The sequence below is a fragment of the Corynebacterium urinipleomorphum genome (assembly GCF_900155535.1).
In the GTDB taxonomy this organism is placed as follows: Bacteria; Actinomycetota; Actinomycetes; order Mycobacteriales; family Mycobacteriaceae; genus Corynebacterium; species Corynebacterium urinipleomorphum.
Map to the genome: position 1 here is coordinate 94,276 of NZ_LT706963.1, position 21,845 is coordinate 116,120.

A 21,845-nucleotide genomic window follows, 5' to 3' on the forward strand; every position below is an offset into this window, starting at 1 on the left:
TGGGGAGTTTTCCTTTGTGGGGTTTGATCATTTTCGTTCATCTGTGTTTGTGATCTGGCACACTACTTCTCATGAGTGAAAACAGTCATCCGGGCGACTACGCCTTCGTCAACGCAGATGTGACACTGCCGGGCGGGCCCACCTCGCCCGTGTTCGTGTTCCCGGCGCAGGGGGATGCCGGGAATGGTGGCAGTTCAGTCAATGGGGTTAAGCCGCTGGTGGCTATCTGGCCGGGATTCGGCATGGGGGCACGCTATTTCCGGCCAACGGCGCAGGAGTTGGCGAACCGCGGTTACCCGGTGGTGATCGGTGAGCTGCGCGGGCAGGGGAGAAGCAAAGCCAAAGCGACGCGTAGGGCGCGGTGGGGATACCACGACACAGCATCGGAGGATTACCCGGCGACGATCCGTGCGGCGAAGGAGGAGCTCGGCCTGCCGGCTGACCACCCGACGGTGCTGCTGACCCACTCGATGGGCGGCCAGGTGGGGTCGCTGTTCCTGGCGCGCCCGGAGGCGAAGGAGCTTGGCGTGGTGGGCATGATGGGCGTGGGCGCCGGCAGCCCGTACAAGAACGGATTCGTGGGCAGGGACCGCCGCCGAGTGGCGCTGGGAAGCCTGTTCATGACGGCGGTGTCCACGGTGCTCGGCTTCTGGCCGGCGGGGCGGGTAGACCTAGCCGGGTACGGCCGTCAGTCCGACGTGCACGTGCGCGAATGGATGCGGTTCGCCCACACCAATTCGCTGGCTAATCTGCGGGGCCAGGACATCGATTACGAGGCTGAGATGAAGAAGGTCACCGTCCCGATTCTGCTGACCCGCTTCACTGACGACGATGACTGCACGCTGGCATCCGCGGCCTACCTGGCGGATAAATTCGACCCCGATGAGGTCCAGATTGAACAGCTCATCGGGGGACTCGGCCACACGAAGTGGGCCCGGAAGCCGGAGCGGGTCGCTGACCGGCTAGACCGGTTCGTGGACTCGCTTTAGGCGTCGAGAGCCTGCTGCCAGAAGTCGGCTTCGAGGCGGGTAGCAGTGCGGAAGATGTCCAGGAGGCGCTCGTAGCGCTTCGTGCCCTGGATTTCGTGGGCGGGGAGGGACAAGAGGTCGTCGAGAAGCGTGGTCATGGCTTCGGCCTGGTTCTGGAAGTCCTCGCCGGCGTACTCCTGGATCCACTCCGCGTATGGGTGATCAGGGTTCTCCTTGAGCTTCGGCTCCAGGTAGGTGCCGATCTCCGCGTAACCGATCTGGCACGGCGCGAGCGCGATCTGGAGCTCCAGCAGGTCGCCGGCCATGCCGGTGTCGAGCACGTAGCGTGTGTACGCGACGGTGGCCTGCTTTTCCGGTGCATGGTCGAGCTCCTCGCGGGTGATGCCCCAGCGCTCCGTCAGGCGGCGGTGGAGCTCAGTCTCCGTGATGGTGGCGGACAGGCCCTGCGCCGCCGCCTGGATCTCGCCGAGGTTGCGGGACTTGTACGCGGCGAGGGCGTTCGCGCGGGCGTACTGGACTAGGAACAGGTAGTCCTGCACGAGGTAGTCCTGGAAGACCGGAAGCGGCAGCGTGCCCTCGCCGAGGTCCTCGACGAATGCGTGGTGGATGTACGCGTCCCACTCGGGGGCATCCTGCTTGAGTAGCTGCAGCAGATTCATGTTCTTACACCTCTAGTGGTTGCTCGTAGGAGTTGTTGAAGAATTCCAGCTCAAGTGCGGTGGCGCGGCCGAAGTACTCGGTGATGATGGCGCGGTCCTCCTCGCTGCCCTCGCCGATGCGGTCGACCTCGCTGCGGAGGAACTCCACAAGCTCGTGGAATTCTGGGTAATCGTGCAGCTCGATCCACTCGTTGTGGACGAAGCTCTCCGGGCGGTCCTCCGGCGCGTTGGTGGCCCAGTCGAGGTACAGCCACTCCGCTACCACCAGCACGCCGATAGCTGCGGCGTAGGAGCGGGTCTGTGCCGCGTCCCGCATCAGGCCGGTGAAGCCAGCGCACGCTGCGGTGTTGGGGGTGTTGTCGCGCTGCTCGTCGCTCACGCCGAGTGCTTCGAAGGAGCGGAGGAAGTATGTGTTCTCGTCGCCGGCGACCTCACCGATGAACTGGGAGAGTCGCAGGCGCGGCGCCAGGTCATCCGCTGTGGCCACCGCCGCACCGAGCAGTTGCAGGAAACTGTCCAGGAAGCGGTAGTCCTGGACCAGGTAGCCGGCCATCACACCGTTATCAATCGTGCCGTCGAATAGCTCCTGCACGAAACGGTGGCCTACTGCGGCATCCCACGTCTCGCGGTGGGCGTCGCGCAGCTCTTCGCTGAAACGAGTCATGTGAAGTCCTTCCTGTGGATGCGTCGTGGTCTTATTTGGCGTGGCGCTCGATGATCTCGCCGAACTCAGGCAGCGCCGGGGCGATGACGCTGCCGATCTTTCCGCGCATGGTGGAGTAGATCTTCTGGGCGGGGGCCGGGGCGCGGTCGGTGAAGGAATCACCGATCTTCAGCACCGAGTCGGTGACTTTGTCCTCATTATCAGCCAGGTAGGTGCCGAAGCTGTTCGCCTCGGATCCCTCGTACTCGGACCAGTACGGCTTCAGTTCTTCAACAACGCTGGGAAGCAGTTGGTTGATGCCGGTGTGCAGGGCGTTGTCGTCGGCTTTCTTGGCCGCGGCGATCGCGGATTTGAGCGCCATGCCGGTCAGGCCGGACTGGTTGGTAATGGTCTTGTCCGCGAGCGCGACCAAGTCGTCGGTGACGTGGCCGCGGGTGGGGCTGTCCAAGAGGGAAGTCAGATCAGTCATGGGGCCCAGTCTATGGATTTTCACTGGCGCGGTTGGGCGGGGAGGATTTGGTGCGGCATCGCTGTGCCCGTGGTCGATGCATAGAACGAGAACGACCCCGCGGGCATGTCCTCCTCGAGGGGAGAGGTGCCTGCGGGGCCGATTCTGTTCTTCCTCAGTTGCAGTTCTTCCGCCACAGTTTCACATGAATCACTGCAACCACAACAGCCACAAATGTAACAGACGCTGTGGGGCGCTGCCACCCGGGGGTTAGAACGGCAACTGCTGGCGGAGTTTGTCCAGCTCAGCCTTCACAGGAGGGAACTGCGCGATAACCCCGAGGATTCCTGCGACAGCCGCGGCTGCCAGGAAGATCGAAAGCGGGGCGAAGCCGGTGTACGCGCTACCGAAAGGCGGCTGCTCCGGAAGTTCGTATCCGTCGGGGATGGCGCCAGCATTGTCCCGGTCCCTGGTCACCGAGGTGGAGGAAGACGAAGACCGGTCTTCCGCAGTATCCGCGGCGATAGCGGCAGGGGCAACGAGCAGTGAAGCGGAAAGGGCTGCCGCGAGGGCGGCCGAGGTGAGCTTTCTCATGCTGAGCATTTTAGAACGGGCATTTTGGGGCCGCTGGCTGTACGTGTGAGTCACTCCCCCTCGCACCAGCGCAGATAGATCTCGCCGGCGACGGAGGCGAAGTCCGTGTTGAAGCCGGCGAGGGGTTCGAGGCGTTCGATGCCGCGGGTAAGCGCAGTGGCTGCGGCGGCTGGGGAGTCGAAGACGGCGAGGCCTTCCAGCTTCGCGCCGGGAATGGCGGCGGCTGCGCAGATCGCGGAATAGCTGCGCACAGTCGTGCCCCACGTCGCGCAGCACTCGTCGGCGATGATGAGCAGCTGTTCGGGGCTCAGCGGTCGCATTATTCCGCTTCATGCGGTCGGGCGCGGCGGATCCGGGCCTGCAACGCGGCGCGGCCGGGGATGGTGTCGCGGGCAAGCTGAGCCACGGCGGCGTCGTCAAGCAGTCTGCCCGCTGAAATGACCACCGCACGCTTCGCGGCTTCCTGTTTGCTGCACCCCCAGGCGCTGGCGAGCAGAACGAGCGCGCGGTCCTCCTCGGTGGACAACCTCAGCGTCATAGCCATGCGCTGATGGTATCACTTAGATACCGCATGGCAGCGGGGGAATGGTTCATGCGGTGCGTAAACTGCTGTATGAACATTTCTAACCGAAAGGCCATGAACTTTGAGTGACGATATTTTCGGTGGCGGTAGCGAGAGCGACCGCATTCTCCCCATTGACATCAATGAGGAGATGCAGACCAGCTACATCGACTACGCCATGAGCGTCATTGTCGGTCGCGCACTGCCGGACGTGCGCGACGGCATGAAGCCCGTGCACCGCCGCATTGTCTACGCCATGTACGACTCCGGCTACCGCCCGGAGCGCAGTTACGTGAAGTCCGCGCGCCCGGTCTCCGACACCATGGGTCAATTCCACCCGCACGGCGACTCCGCTATTTATGACACGCTGGTGCGTCTCGCGCAGCCGTGGGTCATGCGCTACCCGCTGGTGGACGGCCAGGGCAACTTCGGCTCCCGCGGCAACGACGGCCCGGCGGCCATGCGTTACACCGAGTGCAAGATGACGCCGCTGTCCATGGAGATGGTGCGCGACATCCGCGAGAACGCCGTGGACTTCGTGCCCAACTACGACGGCAAGGCGCAAGAGCCCGTCGTGCTCCCGTCGCGTGTGCCGAACCTGCTGCTCAACGGCTCTTCCGGTATCGCCGTGGGTATGGCCACCAACATCCCGCCGCACAACCTGGGCGAGCTCGCGGAGGCCATCTACTGGATCCTGGACAACCACGACGCGGACGACAAGACCACGCTCGACGCGTGCATGGAGCGCGTGAAGGGCCCGGATTTCCCCACCGCAGGACTCATCGTCGGCGACCAGGGCATCAAGGACGCCTACACCACCGGCCGCGGTTCCATCCGCATGCGCGGTGTCACGGAGATCGAGGAAGCGGGCACCCGCCAGGTCATCGTCATCACAGAGCTGCCGTACAACGTCAACCCGGATAACTTCATCTCCGGCATTGCGGAGCAGGTCGCCGCGGGCAAGCTCACCGGCATTTCCAAGATCGAGGACGAGTCCTCCGACCGCGTGGGCATGCGCATCGTGGTCACCCTCAAGCGCGACGCCGTACCGCGCGTTGTGTTGAACAACCTGTACAAGCACTCCCCGCTGGAGTCGAACTTCAGCGCGAACATGCTCTCGCTTGTCGACGGCGTGCCGCGCACTCTCCGCCTCGACCAGATGCTCCGCTACTATGTGGCCCACCAGATCGAGGTCATTGTCCGGCGCACCCAGTACCGCCTGGACGAAGCCGAAAAGCGCGCCCACATCCTGCGTGGCCTGGTCAAGGCACTGGACATGCTCGACGAGGTCATCGCGCTCATCCGCCGCTCGCCAACGGTGGACGAGGCACGCACGGGCCTGATGGAGCTTCTCGACGTCGACGAGGTCCAAGCCGACGCCATCCTGGCCATGCAGCTGCGCCGTCTGGCAGCCCTGGAGCGCCAGAAGATCGTCGACGACTTGGCCGCCATCGAGGCCGAGATCGCCGACTACAAGGACATCCTGGCCAAGCCGGAGCGCCAGCGCCAGATCGTGGCAGACGAGCTTGCTGAGGTGGTGGACAAGCACGGCGACGAGCGCCGCACCCGCCTTGTCGCCGCCACCGGCGACGTCACCGAGGAAGACCTCATCGCCCGCGAGAACGTCGTGGTCACCATCACCGCCACCGGCTACGCCAAGCGCACCAAGGTGGACGCCTACAAGTCCCAGAAGCGCGGCGGCAAGGGTGTCCGCGGCGCCGAGCTGAAGCAGGACGACGTGGTGAAGAACTTCTTCATCTGCTCCACCCACGACTGGATCCTCTTCTTCACCAACTTCGGCCGCGTTTATAGGTTGAAGGCCTTCGAGCTGCCGGAGGCAGGCCGCACCGCACGCGGCCAGCACGTGGCCAACCTGCTGGAATTCCAGCCGGAAGAGAAGATCGCCCAGGTCATCCAGATCCAGACCTACCAGGACGCCCCGTACCTGGTGCTGGCCACCCGCGACGGCCGTGTGAAGAAGTCTCGCCTGACCGACTACGAGTCCGCGCGCTCCGCCGGCCTCATCGCCATCAACCTCAACGAAGGCGATGCCCTGATCGGCGCCTCCCTGGTCAGCGAGAACGACGACATCCTGCTCGTCTCCGAGCAGGGCCAGTCCATCCGCTTCACCGCCGACGACGAGCAGCTGCGCCCGATGGGCCGCGCCACCGCCGGCGTGAAGGGCATGCGTTTCCGCGGCGACGACCAGCTGCTGGCCATGACCACGGTGAAGGACGACGACTTCCTCCTCGTGGCCACCTCCGGCGGCTACGGCAAGCGCACCCCGATCAGCGAGTACAACCCGCAGGGCCGCGGCGGCATGGGTGTGATGACCTTCAAGTACACCCCGAAGCGCGGCAAGCTCATCGGCGCCCTTGCAGTGGAAGAAGACGACCAGATCTTCGCCATCACGTCCGCCGGCGGTGTCATCCGCACCGAGGTCAACCAGATCCGTCCGTCCTCCCGCGCCACCATGGGTGTCCGCCTCGTGGACCTGGCCGAGGGCAACGAGCTGCTGGCCATCGACGTCAACGTCGAGGACGAGGGCGAGCAGGAAGCCACTGCTGTGGCCAAGGGCGAGAAGACCCTCGACCAAGGCGGTGAGCCCGTGAACGTCAACTCCGTCGAGACCGATGAGGTGGGCGGGAGCCACGATTACGACGAGTCTGATTCTGACGAGTCTGATTCCGATGGGGAGGCGTAGCGCATGGCCGCACGTAACGTGACTGTCACCCGCATCCGCCCCGGGAGCGCCTTCAAGGTGGGAACCCTCATGGCGCTCATCGGGTTCGCCGCGTGGCTGATCGCCGTGTCCCTGCTGTACCTCGCCGTCGACGCCGCCGGGGTTGTTGATTCCGTGAACTCCCTCATCGGCGGCGTGGGCGGGGAAACCGCTATCGATTTCCCCCTCGTCCTCGCTCTTGCCGGCCTCTCGGGCTTGATCGGCGTGGTGTTCGTAGCTGTCATGGCACCGCTCACCGCGTTCATCTACAACGCCCTCGCGGATCTCGTCGGCGGGCTTGGGCTCGAGCTGACCGACTACCGTTAAACCGCAGTTCTAAAAGCGAAGAAATACGAACATGACCAGGCGATTTGGTGTTCATTGGGTCGTCTGGGTAATGTTCTAGAAGTTCCGAGCGGGGCCTATAGCTCAGTCGGTTAGAGCGCATCGCTGATAACGATGAGGTCGCAAGTTCGATTCTTGCTAGGCCCACACAGTTCGGAACAAAGGGGCATTAGCTCAATTGGTAGAGCGCCTCCCTTGCAAGGAGGAGGTCAGGAGTTCGATTCTCCTATGCTCCACAAAATGTGGAACGCCGCTGACTTCGGTCGGCGGCGTTTTGCTTTGCGCTTGCGCGCTGGGGGCAGGCTGGGGACCAGGCTTGGCGCGTCCCTTGTGAGCGCGCGGTACTCGATCAGCATGAACTGTCCTGCATCAACCGGGATGTCGGGCCGCTGGGTTAGTCTGGTCATGAGATTTACACCGTTCATGAGGAACGGTTCATGGCCATCAGTTCATGTTTTTAGAGAGGTAGTAGCAATGCCAGAGCAGGATCACCGGGACGACGAATCACTTGAGACCGCCCGCCCGAACCGGAAGCCGTTGGTGGCGGGTCTCGCGATCGTCGCGGCGCTCGTGTTCCTGGCGAGCGTGCTCATCCCGTCGCTGCGCACCTCCTCCGATTCGGAGGAAGGCACGCACAACGAGGTGGACGTCCACTTCCTCGGCATGATGGTGCCCCACCACGAGCAAGCCATCGAGATGTCCGATGTCCTCCTGGCCTCCGACGTCGAGGATGCCCAAGTGCGCGACCTGGCTCAGCGCATCAAAGACGGGCAGGAGCGCGAAAACGAGCAGATGCGGGCCTGGGCCGACGAGTGGGGCATCCAGGAAGACATGGAGTTCCACTCCAAGCACATCGCGAACGGGATGTTCCAGCCCGAAGAGCTCGAGCAGTTCGCCACGTTGAAGGGCGACGAGCTGCGCACCGCCTTCCTGGAGATGATGCACACCCACCACGCCCACGTCATCGACATGACGCAGGGTGAGGTTGAAGGCGGCGGCTACGAACCGCTGCGTGAGATGGCGCAGCAAATGATCGATGTCCAGCTCGCCGAGATGGGGGAGATGGAAGAGCTCCTGCGGTAACTGCTGCGCCTTCATATAGGCAGTGTCTTCCTTCAAGCTCCGAACGTTCAGAGTCTCAAACTCACAAATCTAAGTGTGAAACTGACAAAGAACCTCGCAGTGATAGTCACAGTCTTCGCATCGTCCAACGCGCAGGCGGCCGAAAACGGTCTCAGGCAGGGACGGAGGGCCTTAGGTTATGGCCATAAGTCGAGTGACAGTGCCGGCTGAAAAGTAGCCCAAGGGAGAAACAGAGTGTGAATGAAACTGCGAAAAAGGTACGTTTTCGCACTTTGATTCGCAGTTTGACGCTCATATTCTCAGTTTGAGTGAAAGTGTGAAGCGCACTCTGTGAATGCGCTTTCCCAGAGCCGAAGACCGATTTTGGCGCCGGAGGGGGAGAGGCGTAACGTTTTTTGGTGTCTGAGGGGCATTAGCTCAGTTGGTAGAGCGTCGCGTTCGCAATGCGAAGGTCAGGGGTTCGATTCCCCTATGCTCCACAAGATGGACCTCCTAACCGCGGTTCACGGCTAGGAGGTCGAATGCTTTCCCATTCGCTATGGGAAGTTACTTTCGGCGTTTGGGCTGTTCGCCACCGTGCCAGTCGTTGAAGTGGTTGTGGTGGGTCTCAAGCAGTGCGTCGTCGTTGTGGAACGTCGCGTAGTACTCTGGATCGACGTGGGTGGCCTGGGTGTAAATGCCCGAGAGCACCGTGGGGCCAGACCCGGGATAGCGGCCGTCGCGCTCGTAAATCTCCTCCACGACGGAGATGTAGTACTCCACCTGCTCGTCGGTGACGCGCTGGATCTGCGAGGTGACACCGCGCTGATCCTTGTATGGTCCCTGGCTGGCCTCGTACGTGCCGTTCGGGCCGAATTTACGGGCGATGAACGTCTCCACTGCTTCACGCGGGGAGGAGACGAACGGCGGGGCTAGGGTTTCAAAGTACTCGGGTAGACCGACCGGATTCGGAATGTTCTGCGGACCTGACTGCTCGAAGGTGAAACCAAAACCCTTGTGGCCGTGCTCAGCAAAGGCGCCCAACAGCGCATCGGGGTTGATGCCGCCGTACAGCCACCCGCCCAAGCCCATAGCCTGGAGGGCAAGCTGCGCATTGTAAGGCGCGAGACTCAGCTCATGGTTGGCCATCTTGAATAAGTAGGACTCGAAGAATGAGTAGGGCACCTTCATGTCGGCATTGAGGTGACCGCTCTTGAGCAACTTTTCAGGTTTGCCCACGGGCCGGTCAGCCTGCTCGTCCCACACAACCGTGCCTTCGCCGGAGAGCAAGCTGAGCAGGTTCAAACCGTACTCGGCGGAATCAAGTACCGGCACAATCAGGGTGGTGCCCGGTTGCAGAGCTGTCCACCAGTTGTGCTTGTCAATGAAGCCCCACTCGGCGGGGAGCCGAACGGGATCGTCGGAAAGCTTGACCAAGTTGTTTTTGGCGTGCGCGACGTAGTCCTCGAGCGTTGTGGACTCCGCGATCTCCGCAAGCTGATCCGGGGACAGGTTGCGCGTCTGGGAGATGTAGGTGCCGGAGTCGTCGGTGATGAGGATTTCGCTGGACTCGATACCCGCACCACTGGGAGCAGTGCGGCCGAGGTAGCGGACGATGTAATTGGCGCCCTTGTCAGTCTCGCCGGAAGCCGTGTGGGGCATGCCCAGGTTGAATCCGGTTACGCCGAGGGCGGCGAAAGCGAGGAGGGCACGTTCATCGTCAGAAAGCGGAATGGGCTCGAACGGCGACTCGTACGCCAGCGGACCGTCGGGGATGACGGCACCGAGGCCGACGCGCCGGGAGCGGCGGCCGACCAGGGACTCGAAAAGCCCGAAGTCCTGTGCTGATTGGGGGATTGTCATTTCGCGTACCTCGGCGGTCTAGCTATTCGTGCGCGCAAGGACGGCGAAGGTCTGCTTGGAAAATTCCTCCTCGACCTCCCAGTACTGCACGTCGATGTTGGAGTTGCCCAGGTCCTCGAGGGTCTTCACCAGCGGACCCTCGCCCCACTGCTTCGCGTTGTCCGCGGAATCAAAGAGGTAGAAGGACGCCCCGCGGCCCTCGCCCGGCTGGGACGTCCAGACCTTCCAGATCAGGCCCGGCAGCTGCTGCAGGTCCGGAATGGCCTGCTCAAATCCTTCGCGGATCTTCTGGTCGGTGAACTCGTAGGGGCTGTCGAAGGTGACGGAGAGAAGAGTGGACATAGTGATTCCTTTCTGTTTCATATCGGCCCCACAGACTAAGCGGTCTGTAAAGGATAGAATCTACTGTACTACTCTGTCTGTGGAATGCAAGGGGGGGGGAGTGGAACGTCGATAAGCGGAAGTTCTCCGAAGCTGGGTGAGGCCTTGGTATAACCTGGAATGCGTGACACGGGGTGCCCGGGCCGTACTGGCCGGGCTGAGATGACACCCGTCGAACCTGAACCAGTTAGCACTGGCGGAGGGATGGTCGCGAAGTTTGCGTGCGCCTATGCCCGTCCGCCCTGAGAAAGGCCGAGGTACATGGGCATTAGCAAGAAGATCGCCGTTTTTCTGACTGCGCTCGCATCGACGATGATGCTGGCTGCATGCGGTGGCAGCGCGGGCGAGGAAGACGGTATGACGAAGGTCCGCTTCGCGCTGGACTGGACGCCGAACACCAACCACACCGGCCTGTACGTGGCCATGAACAAGGGCTACTTCAAGGACGCGGGCCTGGATGTTGAGGTCGTGCCGTACAACGACAGCAACCCGATCCTGCTGGTCGATTCCGGCAACGCCGAGTTCGCGGTGGACACGCAGGACCGCATGACCATGGCCAAGGCCGCGGGCGCCGATGTGCGCTCCGTGCTGGCTATCCAGCAGACCTGGACCACCGAGGTCAGCGTCCTGGCTGACCGCGATGACATCACGACCCCGGCCGACCTGGACGGCAAGACCTTCGGCGGCTTCGGGTCGCCTGCCGACCACGCGATTCTCAAGGGCGTCATTCGCGGCGCCGGCGGCAAGGGCGAGTTCGAGGAAGTCACCCTGGGCACCTCCGCATACGAGGCGCTGTACTCCCACGACGTCGACTTCACTGTGCCGTACGTTGCCTGGGAGGGCATCGAGGCCGAGGACCGCGGCGTGAAGCTGAAGAACTTCGCCTACACCGACTACGGCTTCCCGGACAGCTACCAGATGCTCGTCGTCGGCGGAAACAAGTGGATGGAGGAGCACCCGGAGGAGGCCAAGAAGTTCGTCCAGGCCATCCAGCGCGGTTTCCAGGACGCAGTGGACAACCCGGATGAGGCCGCGGAGATCCTGCAGAAGGAGAACCCGGAGATTCTCACTGACCTCGAGTTTGTGAAGAAGAGCCAGCGCATGCTCTCCGAGAAGTACATGCTGGATGAGAACGGCAAGTTCGGCCACCAGACGCAGGAGCACTGGGCTAACCTGGGTCAGTTCCTCTTCGACAACCAGCTGCTTGTCGACGACACGAATAACCCCCTGACCGAAGCCCCCGACTGGAGCACCTACTTCACTAATGAGTACATCGCCGACTAATTCCGCGGCGGCCACGTCATCTGTCACCGCCGGCGGCGGTGCCGGGCGGGCTCGCGGGCTCAGTAGCAATATCTGGGTGCCGCTGGTCTTCGTCCTCGTCGGCTTGGCCGTGTGGGAGGTGCTCGTGCGCGTCACGGGCGTGCGCCCCCAGGTGCTGCCGGCCCCGTCGCAGGTGGCCCGCTCCGGGTGGGCTCAGCGCGACATCCTGGGCACCCACGCCCTGGCCACACTGCAGGTGACGCTGATCGGTTTCGCACTGTCGCTGGTGTGTGCGTGGCTGATCGCCATCGCGATCGATTTCTCCCCGACACTGAAGCGCGGTCTGACACCGCTGCTGGTCGCCTCCCAGACGATTCCGGTGGTGGCCATCGCCCCGCTGATGATCATCTGGTTCGGCTTCGGCCTGCTGCCCAAGACACTGGTGGTGGCGCTGGTGACGTTCTTTCCCATCTCCATCGGCTTGATCGAGGGCTTCGCCCGCACCGACCGCGAGGCGTCGAATCTGCTGCGCAGCATGGGGGCGTCCAAGTGGCGGGAGTTCTGGATGGTGCGTTTGCCGTCGGCAATGCCGGAATTCTTTACCGCCCTGCGCATCGGCATCACCTACGCGGTGACGGGCGCGATCTTCGCCGAGTACGTCGGCGCCAAGAAGGGCCTGGGCATCTACATGAGTGTGCAGAAGAACGCCTTCCGCACCGACCTCGTGCTCGCCGCCGTGGTGGTCACGGCAGTGATCAGTGTCCTGCTGTACCTGTCCACCTACCTCATTGAGCGCGCGGTCATCCCGTGGCACATCAAGGAAAGGAAGGCCGAGCGTGCTTGAGCTCGACCAGATCAGCCGCGCATTCGCCGACCGCCAGGTGCTCGACCGCGTGAGCTTCGATGTCGCGCCGGGCGAGTTCGTCTCGCTCATCGGACCTTCGGGCGCCGGCAAGTCGACGCTGTTCAACATCATTGCCGGGCTGGACAAGCCCGATTCCGGCGAGCTGCGTTTCGACGGTACCACCGCCTACATGCCCCAAAAAGACCTTCTCTTTCCGTGGCGCACGATTGAAGCAAACGCTGCGCTGGGTCTCGAGGTCCAGGGCGTGCCCAAAAAAGAGGCCCGGGCCCGCGCACGGGAATGGTTCCCGCAATTCGGCCTCGAGGGATTCGAAAAAGCCTTGCCGTTCCAGCTCTCCGGCGGCATGCGCCAACGCGCCGCGCTCTTGCGCACCGTTGTGCAGGAGAAGAGCACATTGCTTCTCGACGAACCCTTTGGCGCCCTCGACTCCCTCACCCGCACCGAACTCCAGACATGGCTGCAGGGGATGTGGGCCGAGCACGACTGGACCGCCATGCTGATCACTCACGATGTGCGCGAGGCGATCATGCTCTCCGACCGGATCGTGGTGCTCAGCCCCCGTCCCGCGTCCGTCCGCGAGATCATCGACGTGGATTTGCCTCGCCCCCGCGGAACCGAGGTGATCAGCTCACCCGAGTTCGGCGAGCTGGAGCGCCGCATCCTGGAACATCTGCAGACCCGCTAGCTCGCCCGTTAGCGCGGCTCGTACCCGGTTTCACCGCCGGCGGGCGGTTTCCCGGCGCCCATTCCGCCGGCGCCCATTCCGCGAACGGTAACAATCGAACGGCAACTCTGGTCTACTACGTCTTCCCACTGCGACATAACGCCGTTGTCGGGAGCATAGTTGCCGATCAATTGTTACCGTTCGCGCATCTTGATGGCGCGAGGATTCGGTTTCGCGCCGGGTGCGCGTTCGGGGGCAGCAGAAACGCCCGGCCTGTTGTGGCCGGGCGTTAGTTATGGAGTCGGGGTGGGGGAGCGGCTAGACGTCCAGCTCCGGGTGGATGTCCTTCTCCATGAGCACGTGTTCCTTCCAGAAACCCGGCATGGCCAGGAGGAAAGCGACGACGCCGACGCAGCCGAGGACGATCATGGCGACCTCGACGGACGAACTGGGCGGCCGGGTTGTTCAATTCGTCGGCAAGCTTGGCCGCGCCCTCGCGATGCGCACCACACCGGAATCTTCTGTCACCCTCGAGGCCGTCGCGGCGCGCGCGAACGTGGGCATTGCCACCCTATACCGCAACTTCCGCACCCGCTCCGATTTGGATATCGCCTGCGGGTTGCGGTTGCTAGGCATCTTGGGGGAGCAGATCGAGAAAACACGCTCGCTTTTCGACGTCGACCCGAAAACCCACTGGGACCACTTCGTCTGGGGCCTCCTCGACTACGGTGTCGGGCCGTTGGTCACCGCGATCACGTTCGACCATTGGCACGACGACCCTGAGTTGGCCGCGAAGCGCGAAGAGACAATCGAGGCTTTTCAATCGGTGCTGGCGGTGTGAGGGTCAGCGCTAGCTAGCGGGCGTCGTTGCCGGGGTGCTCCCGCTGGGCGTTGTCCAGCGTGTCCAGTGTGGACAGCTGCTCGTCGATGGAGCTGAGCAGGGCCTCGTCGCGCTCCGCCGGCTCCTCGCTGAGCGGACCGTGATCCTTCGTTGCGGCCTCGCGCGTCGAGTCCATTGTCGGCGGCTGGGTGCGCTGGACGGACGCCTTGGCGGGGGCAGGCTTAGGCGCCGGCTTCTGCGGCGCTTTCTTAGCGGGCTTGGAATCGTTGCCGAAGACAAAGTAGTAGATGCCGCCGGCGATGGCTGCGAGAAGAGTCAGAATCAGGGCGCCGAGGCCGATGCCGTTTGTGCCCCCGGATTTCTTCTTCTTTAGAGCCTTCTCCAGCTTCTTCTTCTCTTTCTTGTCCAGCTGCTCCGCCTCAAAGAGAGCGCGGCGGCGGTCCAGACGCGCGTGAGCTGCCCGGGTGACGTCGCCGGCCTGCCGGCGGGCATCGGAGAAGTTCGCCGTGTCTGCCTCGTTTTCCTCGTTGTTGCCGCGCGCCATGAGGCGGACAGCCTCGTAGACATCGCGCTTCTGCTCGTTATTCAGCTCGCGGTAACGGTTGAACAGGGTGCCTGCCACCGCGGAGGCAATGCGAATATTGCGGAGATTCATGGTGTGGTCTGGCCTTTCGTGGAGTGGTGCAATGCTCTTGTCTTTGTCTCCCCAGAGTAGTGAACTGACTGGACACCGTCGCGGACTTTGGCCCGCGGTTGTCCACAGAGTGGACAGCTCGGTTCATTTTCTGCAGAATTCTGGCTTTTATATTCATCGCTGGAACCGCGTTGAACAGTGCGAATAGGGCCTTAAACGGGGGACCCCTTTGATCGGTCAAACCAGCCCGGGTTACATTCCAACCAGTTTCCAAGTGCTGAGCCCAGCCAACCCGGACACGAATGACTTTGAAGAAGCAGTCGTGCCCGGCAGAACGAACCTGAACCGATAGGACGAAAGGACTCCTTCGTTGACTGAAGGACACTTTTCGTCGAGGCTGTCGGCGTCTGCGCCCTTGGACCCCCTCGACGAAGCACCCCACAACGGTGCCCGCCCCGCTGTGAAGCGGCAGCAGAGGACTGCTCTGAGCTTCGAGCTCATCCCGCCGCGCCATGACGCTGACGAGGCGAAGCTGAAAGACCTGATCACCGGTCTGATCGCCTACAAGCCGGACTACTTGGCCGTGACCAGCTCCCGCCGCTCCGGATGGCTGCAGGGCACCGCGGACTTCATCGCCCGGCTCAACGAGTGCACCAACCTGCCCACCATCGCGCACCTGGCGTGCACCGCTGGGCCCACCGAAGAGCTCGCAGACTGGATCCGCACGCTCATCGACTCCGGTGTGCGCGGCTTCCTCGCTCTGCGCGGCGATCTCCCGGAAGGGGAGACCCGCCTGCCGGACGGCTACCTCCAGTACGCCACAGAACTGCTCACGCTCATCCGGGAAATCGAGGACGAGAATGCCTACCGCCTTGCCGCGGGCAAGCTCGCGCTGTCGGTGGCCTGCTACCCGTCCGGCCACGCGGAATCGCCCACGCCGGACCTGGACCTAGACGTGCTGCTGTCCAAGCAGCGGCTTGGAGCAGACTTCGCCATCACCCAGCTGTTCTTCGAGGCGGAGGACTACCTGCGCTTCGCGGAGCAGTCCCGGATGGCTGGCGTGCGCATCCCCCTGATCCCCGGCATCATGCCTATGACGAGCCTGAAGCGGGCCCAGCGCATGGGCGTGCTGTCGGGGATCGAGGTGCCGCAGCGTGTCGTCGATAAGCTGGCGGCGGCAAGCGACCCGGACGAGGAATACGAGGTGGGCATGCAGCTCACCGCGGAACTCGCGGGCACGCTTCTCGACGCCGGCGTGGGCGGCCTGCACATCTACACCCACAACAACCTGGCGGTGACGCAAGACCTGCTGTCGCGGCTCGGAATAGAACCTAAATAGGAAACCCCAAGGAGAAACTGTGACTACTTTCCCCAAGGCCACGATCGAGGGCTACCCCCGCATCGGCGCCAACCGCGAGCTGAAGCGCGCGCTGGAGTCCTACTGGGCTGGCCGCATCGACGCTGACACCTTCCGCACCACCACCCGTGCGCTGCGCATTGACACCTACAACCACCTGCGCGACCTCGGCCTGACCGAGGACTACGCCATCCCGGCAGATGTCGCGTACTACGACCAGGTGCTTGAGACCGGTCTGACCGTCGGCCTCATTGCCGGCGGCACGGACCTGGACGAGGAATTCGCGCTCGCCCGCGGCAACGACTCCCGCGTGCCGCTGGAGATGACCAAGTGGTTCGACACCAACTACCACTACCTCGTGCCCGAGGTTGAGGCCGGCCAGGACATCACTCCGGCTCCGGAACGCATCGTCCGTCTGGTCGAGGAGGCCCGTGAGGCCGGCCACACCGTCCGTCCGGCACTCGTCGGCCCGGTCACCCTGCTCGCCCTGTCCAAGCCGGTCGAGTGGTCCCTGCTGGACAAGCTGGTGGATGCCTACGCCGCCGTCTTCGCCGCCCTCAAGGACGCCGGCGTGGAGTGGGTCCAGGTCGCTGAGCCGGCCCTGGTCGCCGACCTCTCCACCCCGGACGCCGAGCTGGCCAAGTACACCGAGCAGGCATGGTCCAAGCTCCTCGAAGCCGAGAACCGCCCGAACGTGTACGTGACCACCCCGTACGGCTCCGCACGCGAGGGCCTCAACGCCCTGGCTGCCGTGGCTCCGGAGGCCGTCCACGTTGACCTGTCCCCGTGGACCCTCGAGGCCAACGCCGACTACCCCGCACGCGTCGCCGCCTTTGAGGGCAAGGACACCACCCTCGTTGCCGGCCTGATCGACGGCCGCAACGTCTGGGCCGCTGACCTGCGTAAGAAGGTCGAGGTACTGAACGCGATCGGCGCCGCCAGCGTCTCCACCTCCACCTCCCTGCAGCACGTGCCGCACACCCTCAACGCCGAGAAGAACATCCCGGTCGACGTCGCACCGTGGCTGTCCTTCGCCGACGAGAAGATTGAGGAGATCACCGCTCTCGTCGCCGGCGAGGAGAACGCACCGGAGGCCTTCGGCCGCTCCGACCGTGCCGTGCGCACCCGCGCCGAGTCCACCCGCATCCACAACGCGGCTGTCACCGACCGCGTCGCAGCCCTGCCGGAGGGCACCGTCCAGCGTCAGCCGGAGTTCGCGGAGCGCCAGCAGGCTCAGAAGGAGCTCGGCCTCCCGGCTCTGCCGACCACCACGATCGGCTCCTTCCCGCAGACCACCGAGATCCGCAAGGCACGCGCCGACCACCGCAACGGCGAGCTCACCGACGAGCAGTACAACGAGGCGCTCAAGACCGAGGTCAAGAACGTCATCGAGCTGCAGGAGCGCCTCGGCCTCGACGTCCTGGTTCACGGCGAGCCGGAGCGCAACGACATGGTCCAGTACTTCGCCGAGCTTCTCGACGGCTTTGTAGTCACCGAGAACGGCTGGGTCCAGTCCTACGGCTCCCGCTGCACCCGTCCGCCGATCGTCGTCGGCGACGTCTCCCGCCCGGAGGCCATGACCACTGAGTGGTCCGCCTACGCGCAGTCCCTGTCCGACAAGCCGGTCAAGGGCATGCTCACCGGCCCGGTGACCATCCTGGCCTGGTCCTTCAAGCGTGACGATGTCCCGCTGTCCGTCTCCGCCGACCAGATCGGTGTGGCTCTGGCCGACGAGGTCGCCGACCTGGAGAAGGCCGGCATCAAGGTCATCCAGATCGACGAGCCGGCTCTGCGCGAGCTGCTCCCGCTGCGTGCCGACGACCGCCCGGCCTACCTCGACTGGGCCGTCCGCGCCTTCCGCCTCGTGGCTCTGGAGGCTGAGCCGACCACCCAGATCCACACCCACCTCTGCTACTCCGAGTTCGGCCAGATCATCGATGCTGTCGCCGGCCTGGATGCCGACGTCACCTCCATCGAGGCTGCTCGTTCCAAGATGGAGCTGCTCGAGGACATCGACGAGACCTTCCACGCAGAGATCGGCCCGGGTGTCTACGACATCCACTCCCCGCGCGTTCCGTCCAAGGAGGAGATGGTCGAGCTGATCAAGGCCGCCCTAGACAACGTCCCGGCTGACCGCCTCTGGGTCAACCCGGACTGCGGCCTGAAGACCCGCGGCTACGCCGAGGTCGAGCCAGCTCTGGCCAACATGGTCGCCGCCCGCGACGAGGTGGCCCAGGGCCTCTAAGGCTTCTTTGGCACCTATGTCTAAGGCCTAGTAGATAGCACACTTAGCCCCGGTCAGCCATATCGGCTGACCGGGGCTACCTTTAGATACCAGCAGACTTCTTGTGCAACGCCGATGACGCAAATATTTCGTTGTTTGGGCGTTTTTGGGTAATATTTGAACCAATCGAGACCCCCTCCGAGCTTCCCGTAGAACAGCGCAATATGAGAGGGGGGCTTGTTATTCTCTAGGTTGTGAACCGCCGGAAGCCCTACCTGTCGGTCCAAGAACAGGTAGATAAGATTGCCGACCGTGGACTCCGCATTCCATCGCGAGAAGTTGCCGCCGAATTTTTGCAGCGGAATAACTACTACCGTTTTTCCGGATACATGCGCTACTTCCAGGTGGATCCGGCCGCCGGGAAGGAAGAATTCGTTTCTGGCGCGGCTTGGAACGACATTGTTCAGCTGTACGAGCTCGACGCGCGGCTCAGATCCTTCCTACTAGATGGCATCCAGCTTGCCGAGATTGCTACTCGCACTGCGTTTGCACTGAGCGAAGGCGAGATTCACGGTGCGTATGAAAAATTTCTTGGGAATAACGCCTACAAGCTTCCTAAGAACCCAGCCGTTAAGCCTACTCACCAGCTCATTGCCAGCGAGCTGGAGCGATCGAAAGAACCCTTTTTGGGGAAGTATCGCAGAGATGCGGACGGGGATGGTTCCGGATGGCTGAATGACGTCCCAGTTTGGGTGGCGGTTGAAGCATTTTCTTTAGGGACGCTTTCGAAGGCAATCACCTTTAGGAACGATGGTGGTGCCGTCTACGGGAGAGCGTGCTCAATTCTTGGAGTGGGTAAACCCTACCTTGCGAGCCAATTGCGTTCATTTACTTTTGTTAGGAACAAGTGCGCCCATTCAGCACGTTTGTGGAATTGCTTCGTACTGGATCAACCGAGCGTGCCCGCTGGCGTGAAAAGTCGAGCGGAGCGGATTGTAGATGAGAGGTACGGATCAAACTCGGTCCTTGCGGTGATTGTCGCCCTAGATAACTTCCTTTTCCGGACTCGGTTACGAAAAGGTTTTCTTGATGATTACCTAGAACTCACGGCACGCAATCCGTCTTTCAGTCGGGGAATCGCTCATCCACGGAACTCCTAACAACTTTTGGATCTGGGCTTAAACTGTCTGCGCGCTGGCCGCAAAACCCCTTCCTCCTACAAGGAAATTAGATCCAGGTCCCCTTAGGTAGCGCTACGCCCGCGCGCGGCGGGCCAGGGTGTTGCCCACGGACTGGATGGCCTGGACGATGATGATCAGGATCACCACGGTCATGAGCATCGCCAGCGAGTCGAACTGCTGGTAGCCGTAGGAAATGGCCAGGTCGCCGACACCGCCGCCGCCGATCGTGCCGGCCATGGCAGTCGCGGAGATCAGGCCGATCGTGGCGGTGGTGATGGCCAAAATGATCGACGACTTGGCTTCGGGCAACAGGAAATACCGGATGGTCTGGAACAGGTCTGCGCCCATCGAGTCCGCGGCTTCGGTGATGCCGGGGTTCACCTCAAGCAGGGACTGCTCGATGAGGCGTGCGATGAACGGGGCGATGTACAAGGTCAGAGGGACCAGGGCTGCTGTGGTGCCGATGGCGGTTCCTGCGATAACGCGGGTGAACGGGGTGATGGCCACCAGCAGAATGATGAACGGCAGCGAGCGGATGATGTTCACGCACACGTTCAGTGCGCTGTAGATGAACTTGTTCGGCTTCAGGCCGCCGGGCCGGGTGATCACCAGGGCGAGTGCCAGCGGAATGCCGAGAAGAGCGCCGAGGAATAGCGAGATGCCCACCATGTAGAGGGTCTCGCCGAAGGAGTCGACGTACATTTCCGGGGTGACCCGGGAACCGGTGGTTTCGCGCCACCACGTGTTGAGCTCGTTCATGGTTTACACCTCGTAGTTCTTCACCAGCGCGCGGGACAGCTCTTTACGCGCACTGCCGTCCAGTTCGGGCGGGATGACCGTGTCAACGAATTTTCTGGTCAGCTCGTGCTGTGGGTTGGCAAACACCTTCGCCACCGGGCCGGATTCCACCAACCGGCCCTCGGAGAGCACCGCAAGGCTGTCGGCCAGGCGGGCGACCACATCGATCTGGTGGGTGATGATCAAGACGGTCACACCGAGTTCTTCGTTGATGTTGCGGAGCAGGTCGAGGATCTGGTTGGTGGTGATGGGGTCGAGGGCGGAGGTGGGTTCGTCGCAAAGCAAGAGCGTCGGGTCGGTGACGAGTGCGCGCGCGATGCCGATGCGCTGACGCTGCCCGCCGGAAAGCTGGCGCGGCTTGTGGTCGGCGCGGTCGGACAGGCCGACCATCTCAAGTACCTCGGAGGTGCGTCGCGCAATCTCGCTTTTCGATGCCTTGACCAGCTTCAACGGCGTGGCCACGTTCTCGGCGACGGTCTTGGTCTCCAGCAGATTGCTGCTCTGGAACACCATGGCCACTTGCCGGCGCAGCTCGCGCAACTCCGAGGTGCTCAAGTCTGCCGGATTGCGGCCATGCACCCTGACGGCGCCCGAGGTCGGGGTCTCCAGCCCGTTCACCATCCGGATGAGCGTGGACTTGCCGGCACCGGACGTGCCCACGACACCAGCTACGCTGCCGTCGGGGACGGCAAAGCTGACATCGTCCAGCGCTGTGAATGAGCCCTCCCGTCCCGGGAAGACCTTGGTCACATGGTCGAATACGACAGCGTCAGTCATGAAACTCCGTTCGCTTACTTCAGGGAGTCGGGGAGGAACCAGTAATCGTTCTCGTTCTGGGAGTCGAAGTACTCCTTGAACTCGTCCGAGCGGTAGGCGTCTGCGACTGCCTTCGCCCACGGAGCGTCCTTCTTGTCCTCGGTGGTCACGGCCACGAGGATGAGCTCGGGACGCAGCTCCTCCTGGAAGAGCTGCAGGTTCGGGTCGAGCTTCGCGGAGTAGCTCATAGAGCCCGGGATGACGGCCCAGTCCAGGTCGGGGAGGGAGCGCGAGAGGTTCGCGGAATCCATCGGTTCAATCTTGAGGTTGTGGGGGTTGTCCGCGATGTCGGACTCCGCGAGGAGAGTCTCGTCGGCGTCGTCGCGGAGGGTGACCCAGCCGGCGTCGACAAGCACGTGGATCGCGCGGGACTTGTTGGAGCCGTCGAGCGGGATGCCGACGGTCTGCCCGTCAGCGACTTCGTCCAGGGACGTGTGCTTCTGCGAGTACAGGCCGGCCGGAACCGTCGGGACCTCGGTGATGGCGGTCAGGTTGCCGCCCTTCTCCTTGTTGAACACGTTCATCCACGCGGTGTGCTGCTCGACGTTGAGGTCCGCGGACCCTTCCGCCAGGGCAGTGTCGGCCTGGGTGAGGTCCGTGAAGCTCTGGAAGTCGAGCTCGTAGCCGTCCTTCTCCAGGATCGGTGCGACACCGTTCTGGAACAGCTCGGAGTACGGGCCCGGCGAGGTAGCCACGCGGATGGTCTGGTCGTCGCCGCCGTCGCTGCTTTCGCTCGAGCCGCATGCAGTGAGGCCGAGGGTGAGGGCGCCAGCCATGGCGACAGCAGTGATCTTCTTGAACATTCTCATGTCCTTCCACCTGTCTGGGTTTTTGCTTAACAAACCGTCATAATAAACCGATTGGTTCGTTTAAGCAAGACAGATCAGTCTATAGCGTTCGTACTGGACGGTCG

General features: G+C 63.0%; 22 protein-coding genes, 3 tRNA genes, 1 pseudogene and 1 riboswitch. Of the genes and pseudogenes, 14 read left to right on the plus strand and 12 right to left on the minus strand.

Going from position 1 to position 21,845, the window contains the following annotated elements:
• Nucleotides 1-71 precede the first annotated feature (71 nt).
• On the plus strand, nt 72-989 hold the full coding sequence (locus CZ338_RS03250; protein WP_087116884.1) for an alpha/beta fold hydrolase: 918 nt from the start codon (nt 72-74) through the stop codon (nt 987-989).
• Here the strand turns inward: CZ338_RS03250 and tenA are convergent.
• From tenA to CZ338_RS03280, 6 genes are all read right to left on the minus strand, one after another.
• Nucleotides 986-1,648: a thiaminase II gene (gene tenA, locus CZ338_RS03255; RefSeq protein ID WP_087116885.1), complete on the minus strand. Its 663-nt coding sequence runs from the start codon at nt 1,646-1,648 to the stop codon at nt 986-988. The two genes, CZ338_RS03250 and tenA, sit on opposite strands and share 4 nt — an antisense overlap.
• Nucleotides 1,649-1,652: 4 nt before the next feature.
• Nucleotides 1,653-2,312: a TenA family protein gene (locus CZ338_RS03260; RefSeq protein WP_087116886.1), complete on the minus strand. Its 660-nt coding sequence runs from the start codon at nt 2,310-2,312 to the stop codon at nt 1,653-1,655.
• A 31-nt stretch (nt 2,313-2,343) separates the two neighbouring features.
• Nucleotides 2,344-2,781 carry a DUF6918 family protein gene (locus tag CZ338_RS03265; protein WP_087116887.1) on the minus strand — a complete coding sequence of 146 codons (438 nt, stop codon included), beginning with the start codon at nt 2,779-2,781 and terminating at the stop codon, nt 2,344-2,346.
• A gap of 249 nt (nt 2,782-3,030) precedes the next feature.
• Nucleotides 3,031-3,354, minus strand: coding sequence for a hypothetical protein (locus tag CZ338_RS03270; RefSeq protein WP_143341244.1), 324 nt, complete (start codon nt 3,352-3,354; stop codon nt 3,031-3,033).
• Nucleotides 3,355-3,404: 50 nt separating this feature from the next.
• Nucleotides 3,405-3,674 carry a TetR family transcriptional regulator gene (locus tag CZ338_RS03275; protein ID WP_087116889.1) on the minus strand — a complete coding sequence of 90 codons (270 nt, stop codon included), beginning with the start codon at nt 3,672-3,674 and terminating at the stop codon, nt 3,405-3,407.
• A complete protein-coding gene (locus CZ338_RS03280) occupies nt 3,674-3,898 on the minus strand; it encodes a CopG family transcriptional regulator (protein WP_087116890.1) in 225 nt (74 codons plus the stop codon). Before CZ338_RS03280 ends, CZ338_RS03275 begins: the two co-directional genes overlap by 1 nt.
• Before the next feature lie 169 nt (nt 3,899-4,067).
• On the opposite strand from CZ338_RS03280, the gene gyrA reads away from it, so the two are divergent.
• From gyrA to CZ338_RS03310, 6 genes are all read left to right on the plus strand, one after another.
• On the plus strand, nt 4,068-6,620 hold the full coding sequence (gene gyrA / locus CZ338_RS03285) for a DNA gyrase subunit A (protein WP_235839455.1): 2,553 nt from the start codon (nt 4,068-4,070) through the stop codon (nt 6,618-6,620).
• 3 nt (nt 6,621-6,623) lie between these two features.
• A complete protein-coding gene (locus tag CZ338_RS03290) occupies nt 6,624-6,965 on the plus strand; it encodes a DUF3566 domain-containing protein (protein WP_087116892.1) in 342 nt (113 codons plus the stop codon).
• A gap of 91 nt (nt 6,966-7,056) precedes the next feature.
• Nucleotides 7,057-7,130 (plus strand) — tRNA-Ile (locus CZ338_RS03295).
• Nucleotides 7,131-7,146: 16 nt separating this feature from the next.
• A tRNA-Ala gene (locus CZ338_RS03300) sits at nt 7,147-7,219 on the plus strand.
• Nucleotides 7,220-7,457: 238 nt separating this feature from the next.
• A complete protein-coding gene (locus CZ338_RS03305; RefSeq protein ID WP_087116893.1) occupies nt 7,458-8,066 on the plus strand; it encodes a DUF305 domain-containing protein in 609 nt (202 codons plus the stop codon).
• Nucleotides 8,067-8,472: 406 nt separating this feature from the next.
• A tRNA-Ala gene (locus CZ338_RS03310) sits at nt 8,473-8,545 on the plus strand.
• A gap of 67 nt (nt 8,546-8,612) precedes the next feature.
• Here CZ338_RS03310 and CZ338_RS03315 read toward each other — a convergent pair.
• Complete coding sequence (locus CZ338_RS03315; RefSeq protein ID WP_087116894.1) at nt 8,613-9,908, minus strand: hypothetical protein; 1,296 nt, start codon at nt 9,906-9,908, stop codon at nt 8,613-8,615.
• 18 nt (nt 9,909-9,926) lie between these two features.
• On the minus strand, nt 9,927-10,250 hold the full coding sequence (locus CZ338_RS03320) for a YdhR family protein (RefSeq protein ID WP_162287298.1): 324 nt from the start codon (nt 10,248-10,250) through the stop codon (nt 9,927-9,929).
• A gap of 159 nt (nt 10,251-10,409) precedes the next feature.
• Nucleotides 10,410-10,512: riboswitch (TPP riboswitch) on the plus strand.
• A gap of 38 nt (nt 10,513-10,550) precedes the next feature.
• Here CZ338_RS03320 and CZ338_RS03325 point away from each other — a divergent pair.
• The 4 genes from CZ338_RS03325 to CZ338_RS03340 all read left to right on the plus strand — a co-directional run bounded on the left by CZ338_RS03325 (nt 10,551) and on the right by CZ338_RS03340 (nt 13,922).
• On the plus strand, nt 10,551-11,573 hold the full coding sequence (locus CZ338_RS03325; protein ID WP_087116896.1) for an ABC transporter substrate-binding protein: 1,023 nt from the start codon (nt 10,551-10,553) through the stop codon (nt 11,571-11,573).
• Entirely contained in the window at nt 11,554-12,396 is an 843-nt protein-coding gene (locus tag CZ338_RS03330) for an ABC transporter permease (RefSeq protein ID WP_087116897.1), read from the plus strand. The genes CZ338_RS03325 and CZ338_RS03330 overlap by 20 nt, the downstream gene beginning before the upstream one ends.
• On the plus strand, nt 12,389-13,102 hold the full coding sequence (locus CZ338_RS03335) for an ABC transporter ATP-binding protein (protein ID WP_087116898.1): 714 nt from the start codon (nt 12,389-12,391) through the stop codon (nt 13,100-13,102). The genes CZ338_RS03330 and CZ338_RS03335 overlap by 8 nt, the downstream gene beginning before the upstream one ends.
• Before the next feature lie 406 nt (nt 13,103-13,508).
• On the plus strand, nt 13,509-13,922 hold the full coding sequence (locus CZ338_RS03340) for a TetR/AcrR family transcriptional regulator (RefSeq protein ID WP_162287299.1): 414 nt from the start codon (nt 13,509-13,511) through the stop codon (nt 13,920-13,922).
• A 13-nt stretch (nt 13,923-13,935) separates the two neighbouring features.
• On the opposite strand, the gene CZ338_RS03345 is transcribed toward CZ338_RS03340, so the two are convergent.
• Nucleotides 13,936-14,577, minus strand: a complete 642-nt coding sequence (locus CZ338_RS03345) for a hypothetical protein (RefSeq protein ID WP_087116900.1) — start codon at nt 14,575-14,577, stop codon at nt 13,936-13,938.
• 349 nt (nt 14,578-14,926) lie between these two features.
• Here CZ338_RS03345 and CZ338_RS03350 point away from each other — a divergent pair, with 349 nt between their 5' ends.
• The 3 genes from CZ338_RS03350 (at nt 14,927) to CZ338_RS03360 (ending at nt 19,297) form a co-directional block, all read left to right on the plus strand.
• On the plus strand, nt 14,927-15,895 hold the full coding sequence (locus tag CZ338_RS03350) for a methylenetetrahydrofolate reductase (protein WP_235839417.1): 969 nt from the start codon (nt 14,927-14,929) through the stop codon (nt 15,893-15,895).
• Nucleotides 15,896-15,914: 19 nt separating this feature from the next.
• Nucleotides 15,915-18,158 carry a 5-methyltetrahydropteroyltriglutamate--homocysteine S-methyltransferase gene (metE, locus tag CZ338_RS03355; RefSeq protein ID WP_087116902.1) on the plus strand — a complete coding sequence of 748 codons (2,244 nt, stop codon included), beginning with the start codon at nt 15,915-15,917 and terminating at the stop codon, nt 18,156-18,158.
• Between the two features lie 233 nt (nt 18,159-18,391).
• The gene (locus CZ338_RS03360) at nt 18,392-19,297 is read left to right on the plus strand and encodes an Abi family protein (protein WP_087116903.1); all 906 of its coding nucleotides are present in this window, start codon (nt 18,392-18,394) and stop codon (nt 19,295-19,297) included.
• A gap of 93 nt (nt 19,298-19,390) precedes the next feature.
• On the opposite strand, the gene CZ338_RS03365 is transcribed toward CZ338_RS03360, so the two are convergent.
• The 3 genes and pseudogenes from CZ338_RS03365 to CZ338_RS03375 form a co-directional block, all read right to left on the minus strand.
• A complete protein-coding gene (locus CZ338_RS03365; RefSeq protein WP_204211841.1) occupies nt 19,391-20,077 on the minus strand; it encodes a methionine ABC transporter permease in 687 nt (228 codons plus the stop codon).
• 69 nt (nt 20,078-20,146) lie between these two features.
• Nucleotides 20,147-20,893: pseudogene (locus CZ338_RS03370) on the minus strand (methionine ABC transporter ATP-binding protein); the annotation flags it as partial.
• A 14-nt stretch (nt 20,894-20,907) separates the two neighbouring features.
• Nucleotides 20,908-21,735, minus strand: coding sequence for a MetQ/NlpA family ABC transporter substrate-binding protein (locus CZ338_RS03375; protein WP_087116905.1), 828 nt, complete (start codon nt 21,733-21,735; stop codon nt 20,908-20,910).
• Nucleotides 21,736-21,845: the final 110 nt, after the last annotated feature.

What these genes read in the sequence shown, in the direction of transcription:
- CZ338_RS03250 (WP_087116884.1), top strand. Translation starts at nt 72, where the DNA reads ATGAGTGAAAACAGTCATCCGGGCGACTACGCCTTCGTCAACGCAGAT.
- tenA (WP_087116885.1), bottom strand. Translation starts at nt 1,648, where the DNA reads ATGAATCTGCTGCAGCTACTCAAGCAGGATGCCCCCGAGTGGGACGCG.
- CZ338_RS03260 (WP_087116886.1), bottom strand. Translation starts at nt 2,312, where the DNA reads ATGACTCGTTTCAGCGAAGAGCTGCGCGACGCCCACCGCGAGACGTGG.
- CZ338_RS03265 (WP_087116887.1), bottom strand. Translation starts at nt 2,781, where the DNA reads ATGACTGATCTGACTTCCCTCTTGGACAGCCCCACCCGCGGCCACGTC.
- CZ338_RS03270 (WP_143341244.1), bottom strand. Translation starts at nt 3,354, where the DNA reads ATGAGAAAGCTCACCTCGGCCGCCCTCGCGGCAGCCCTTTCCGCTTCA.
- CZ338_RS03275 (WP_087116889.1), bottom strand. Translation starts at nt 3,674, where the DNA reads ATGCGACCGCTGAGCCCCGAACAGCTGCTCATCATCGCCGACGAGTGC.
- CZ338_RS03280 (WP_087116890.1), bottom strand. Translation starts at nt 3,898, where the DNA reads ATGGCTATGACGCTGAGGTTGTCCACCGAGGAGGACCGCGCGCTCGTT.
- gyrA (WP_235839455.1), top strand. Translation starts at nt 4,068, where the DNA reads ATGCAGACCAGCTACATCGACTACGCCATGAGCGTCATTGTCGGTCGC.
- CZ338_RS03290 (WP_087116892.1), top strand. Translation starts at nt 6,624, where the DNA reads ATGGCCGCACGTAACGTGACTGTCACCCGCATCCGCCCCGGGAGCGCC.
- CZ338_RS03305 (WP_087116893.1), top strand. Translation starts at nt 7,458, where the DNA reads ATGCCAGAGCAGGATCACCGGGACGACGAATCACTTGAGACCGCCCGC.
- CZ338_RS03315 (WP_087116894.1), bottom strand. Translation starts at nt 9,908, where the DNA reads ATGACAATCCCCCAATCAGCACAGGACTTCGGGCTTTTCGAGTCCCTG.
- CZ338_RS03320 (WP_162287298.1), bottom strand. Translation starts at nt 10,250, where the DNA reads ATGTCCACTCTTCTCTCCGTCACCTTCGACAGCCCCTACGAGTTCACC.
- CZ338_RS03325 (WP_087116896.1), top strand. Translation starts at nt 10,551, where the DNA reads ATGGGCATTAGCAAGAAGATCGCCGTTTTTCTGACTGCGCTCGCATCG.
- CZ338_RS03330 (WP_087116897.1), top strand. Translation starts at nt 11,554, where the DNA reads ATGAGTACATCGCCGACTAATTCCGCGGCGGCCACGTCATCTGTCACC.
- CZ338_RS03340 (WP_162287299.1), top strand. Translation starts at nt 13,509, where the DNA reads ATGGCGACCTCGACGGACGAACTGGGCGGCCGGGTTGTTCAATTCGTC.
- CZ338_RS03345 (WP_087116900.1), bottom strand. Translation starts at nt 14,577, where the DNA reads ATGAATCTCCGCAATATTCGCATTGCCTCCGCGGTGGCAGGCACCCTG.
- CZ338_RS03365 (WP_204211841.1), bottom strand. Translation starts at nt 20,077, where the DNA reads ATGAACGAGCTCAACACGTGGTGGCGCGAAACCACCGGTTCCCGGGTC.
- CZ338_RS03375 (WP_087116905.1), bottom strand. Translation starts at nt 21,735, where the DNA reads ATGTTCAAGAAGATCACTGCTGTCGCCATGGCTGGCGCCCTCACCCTC.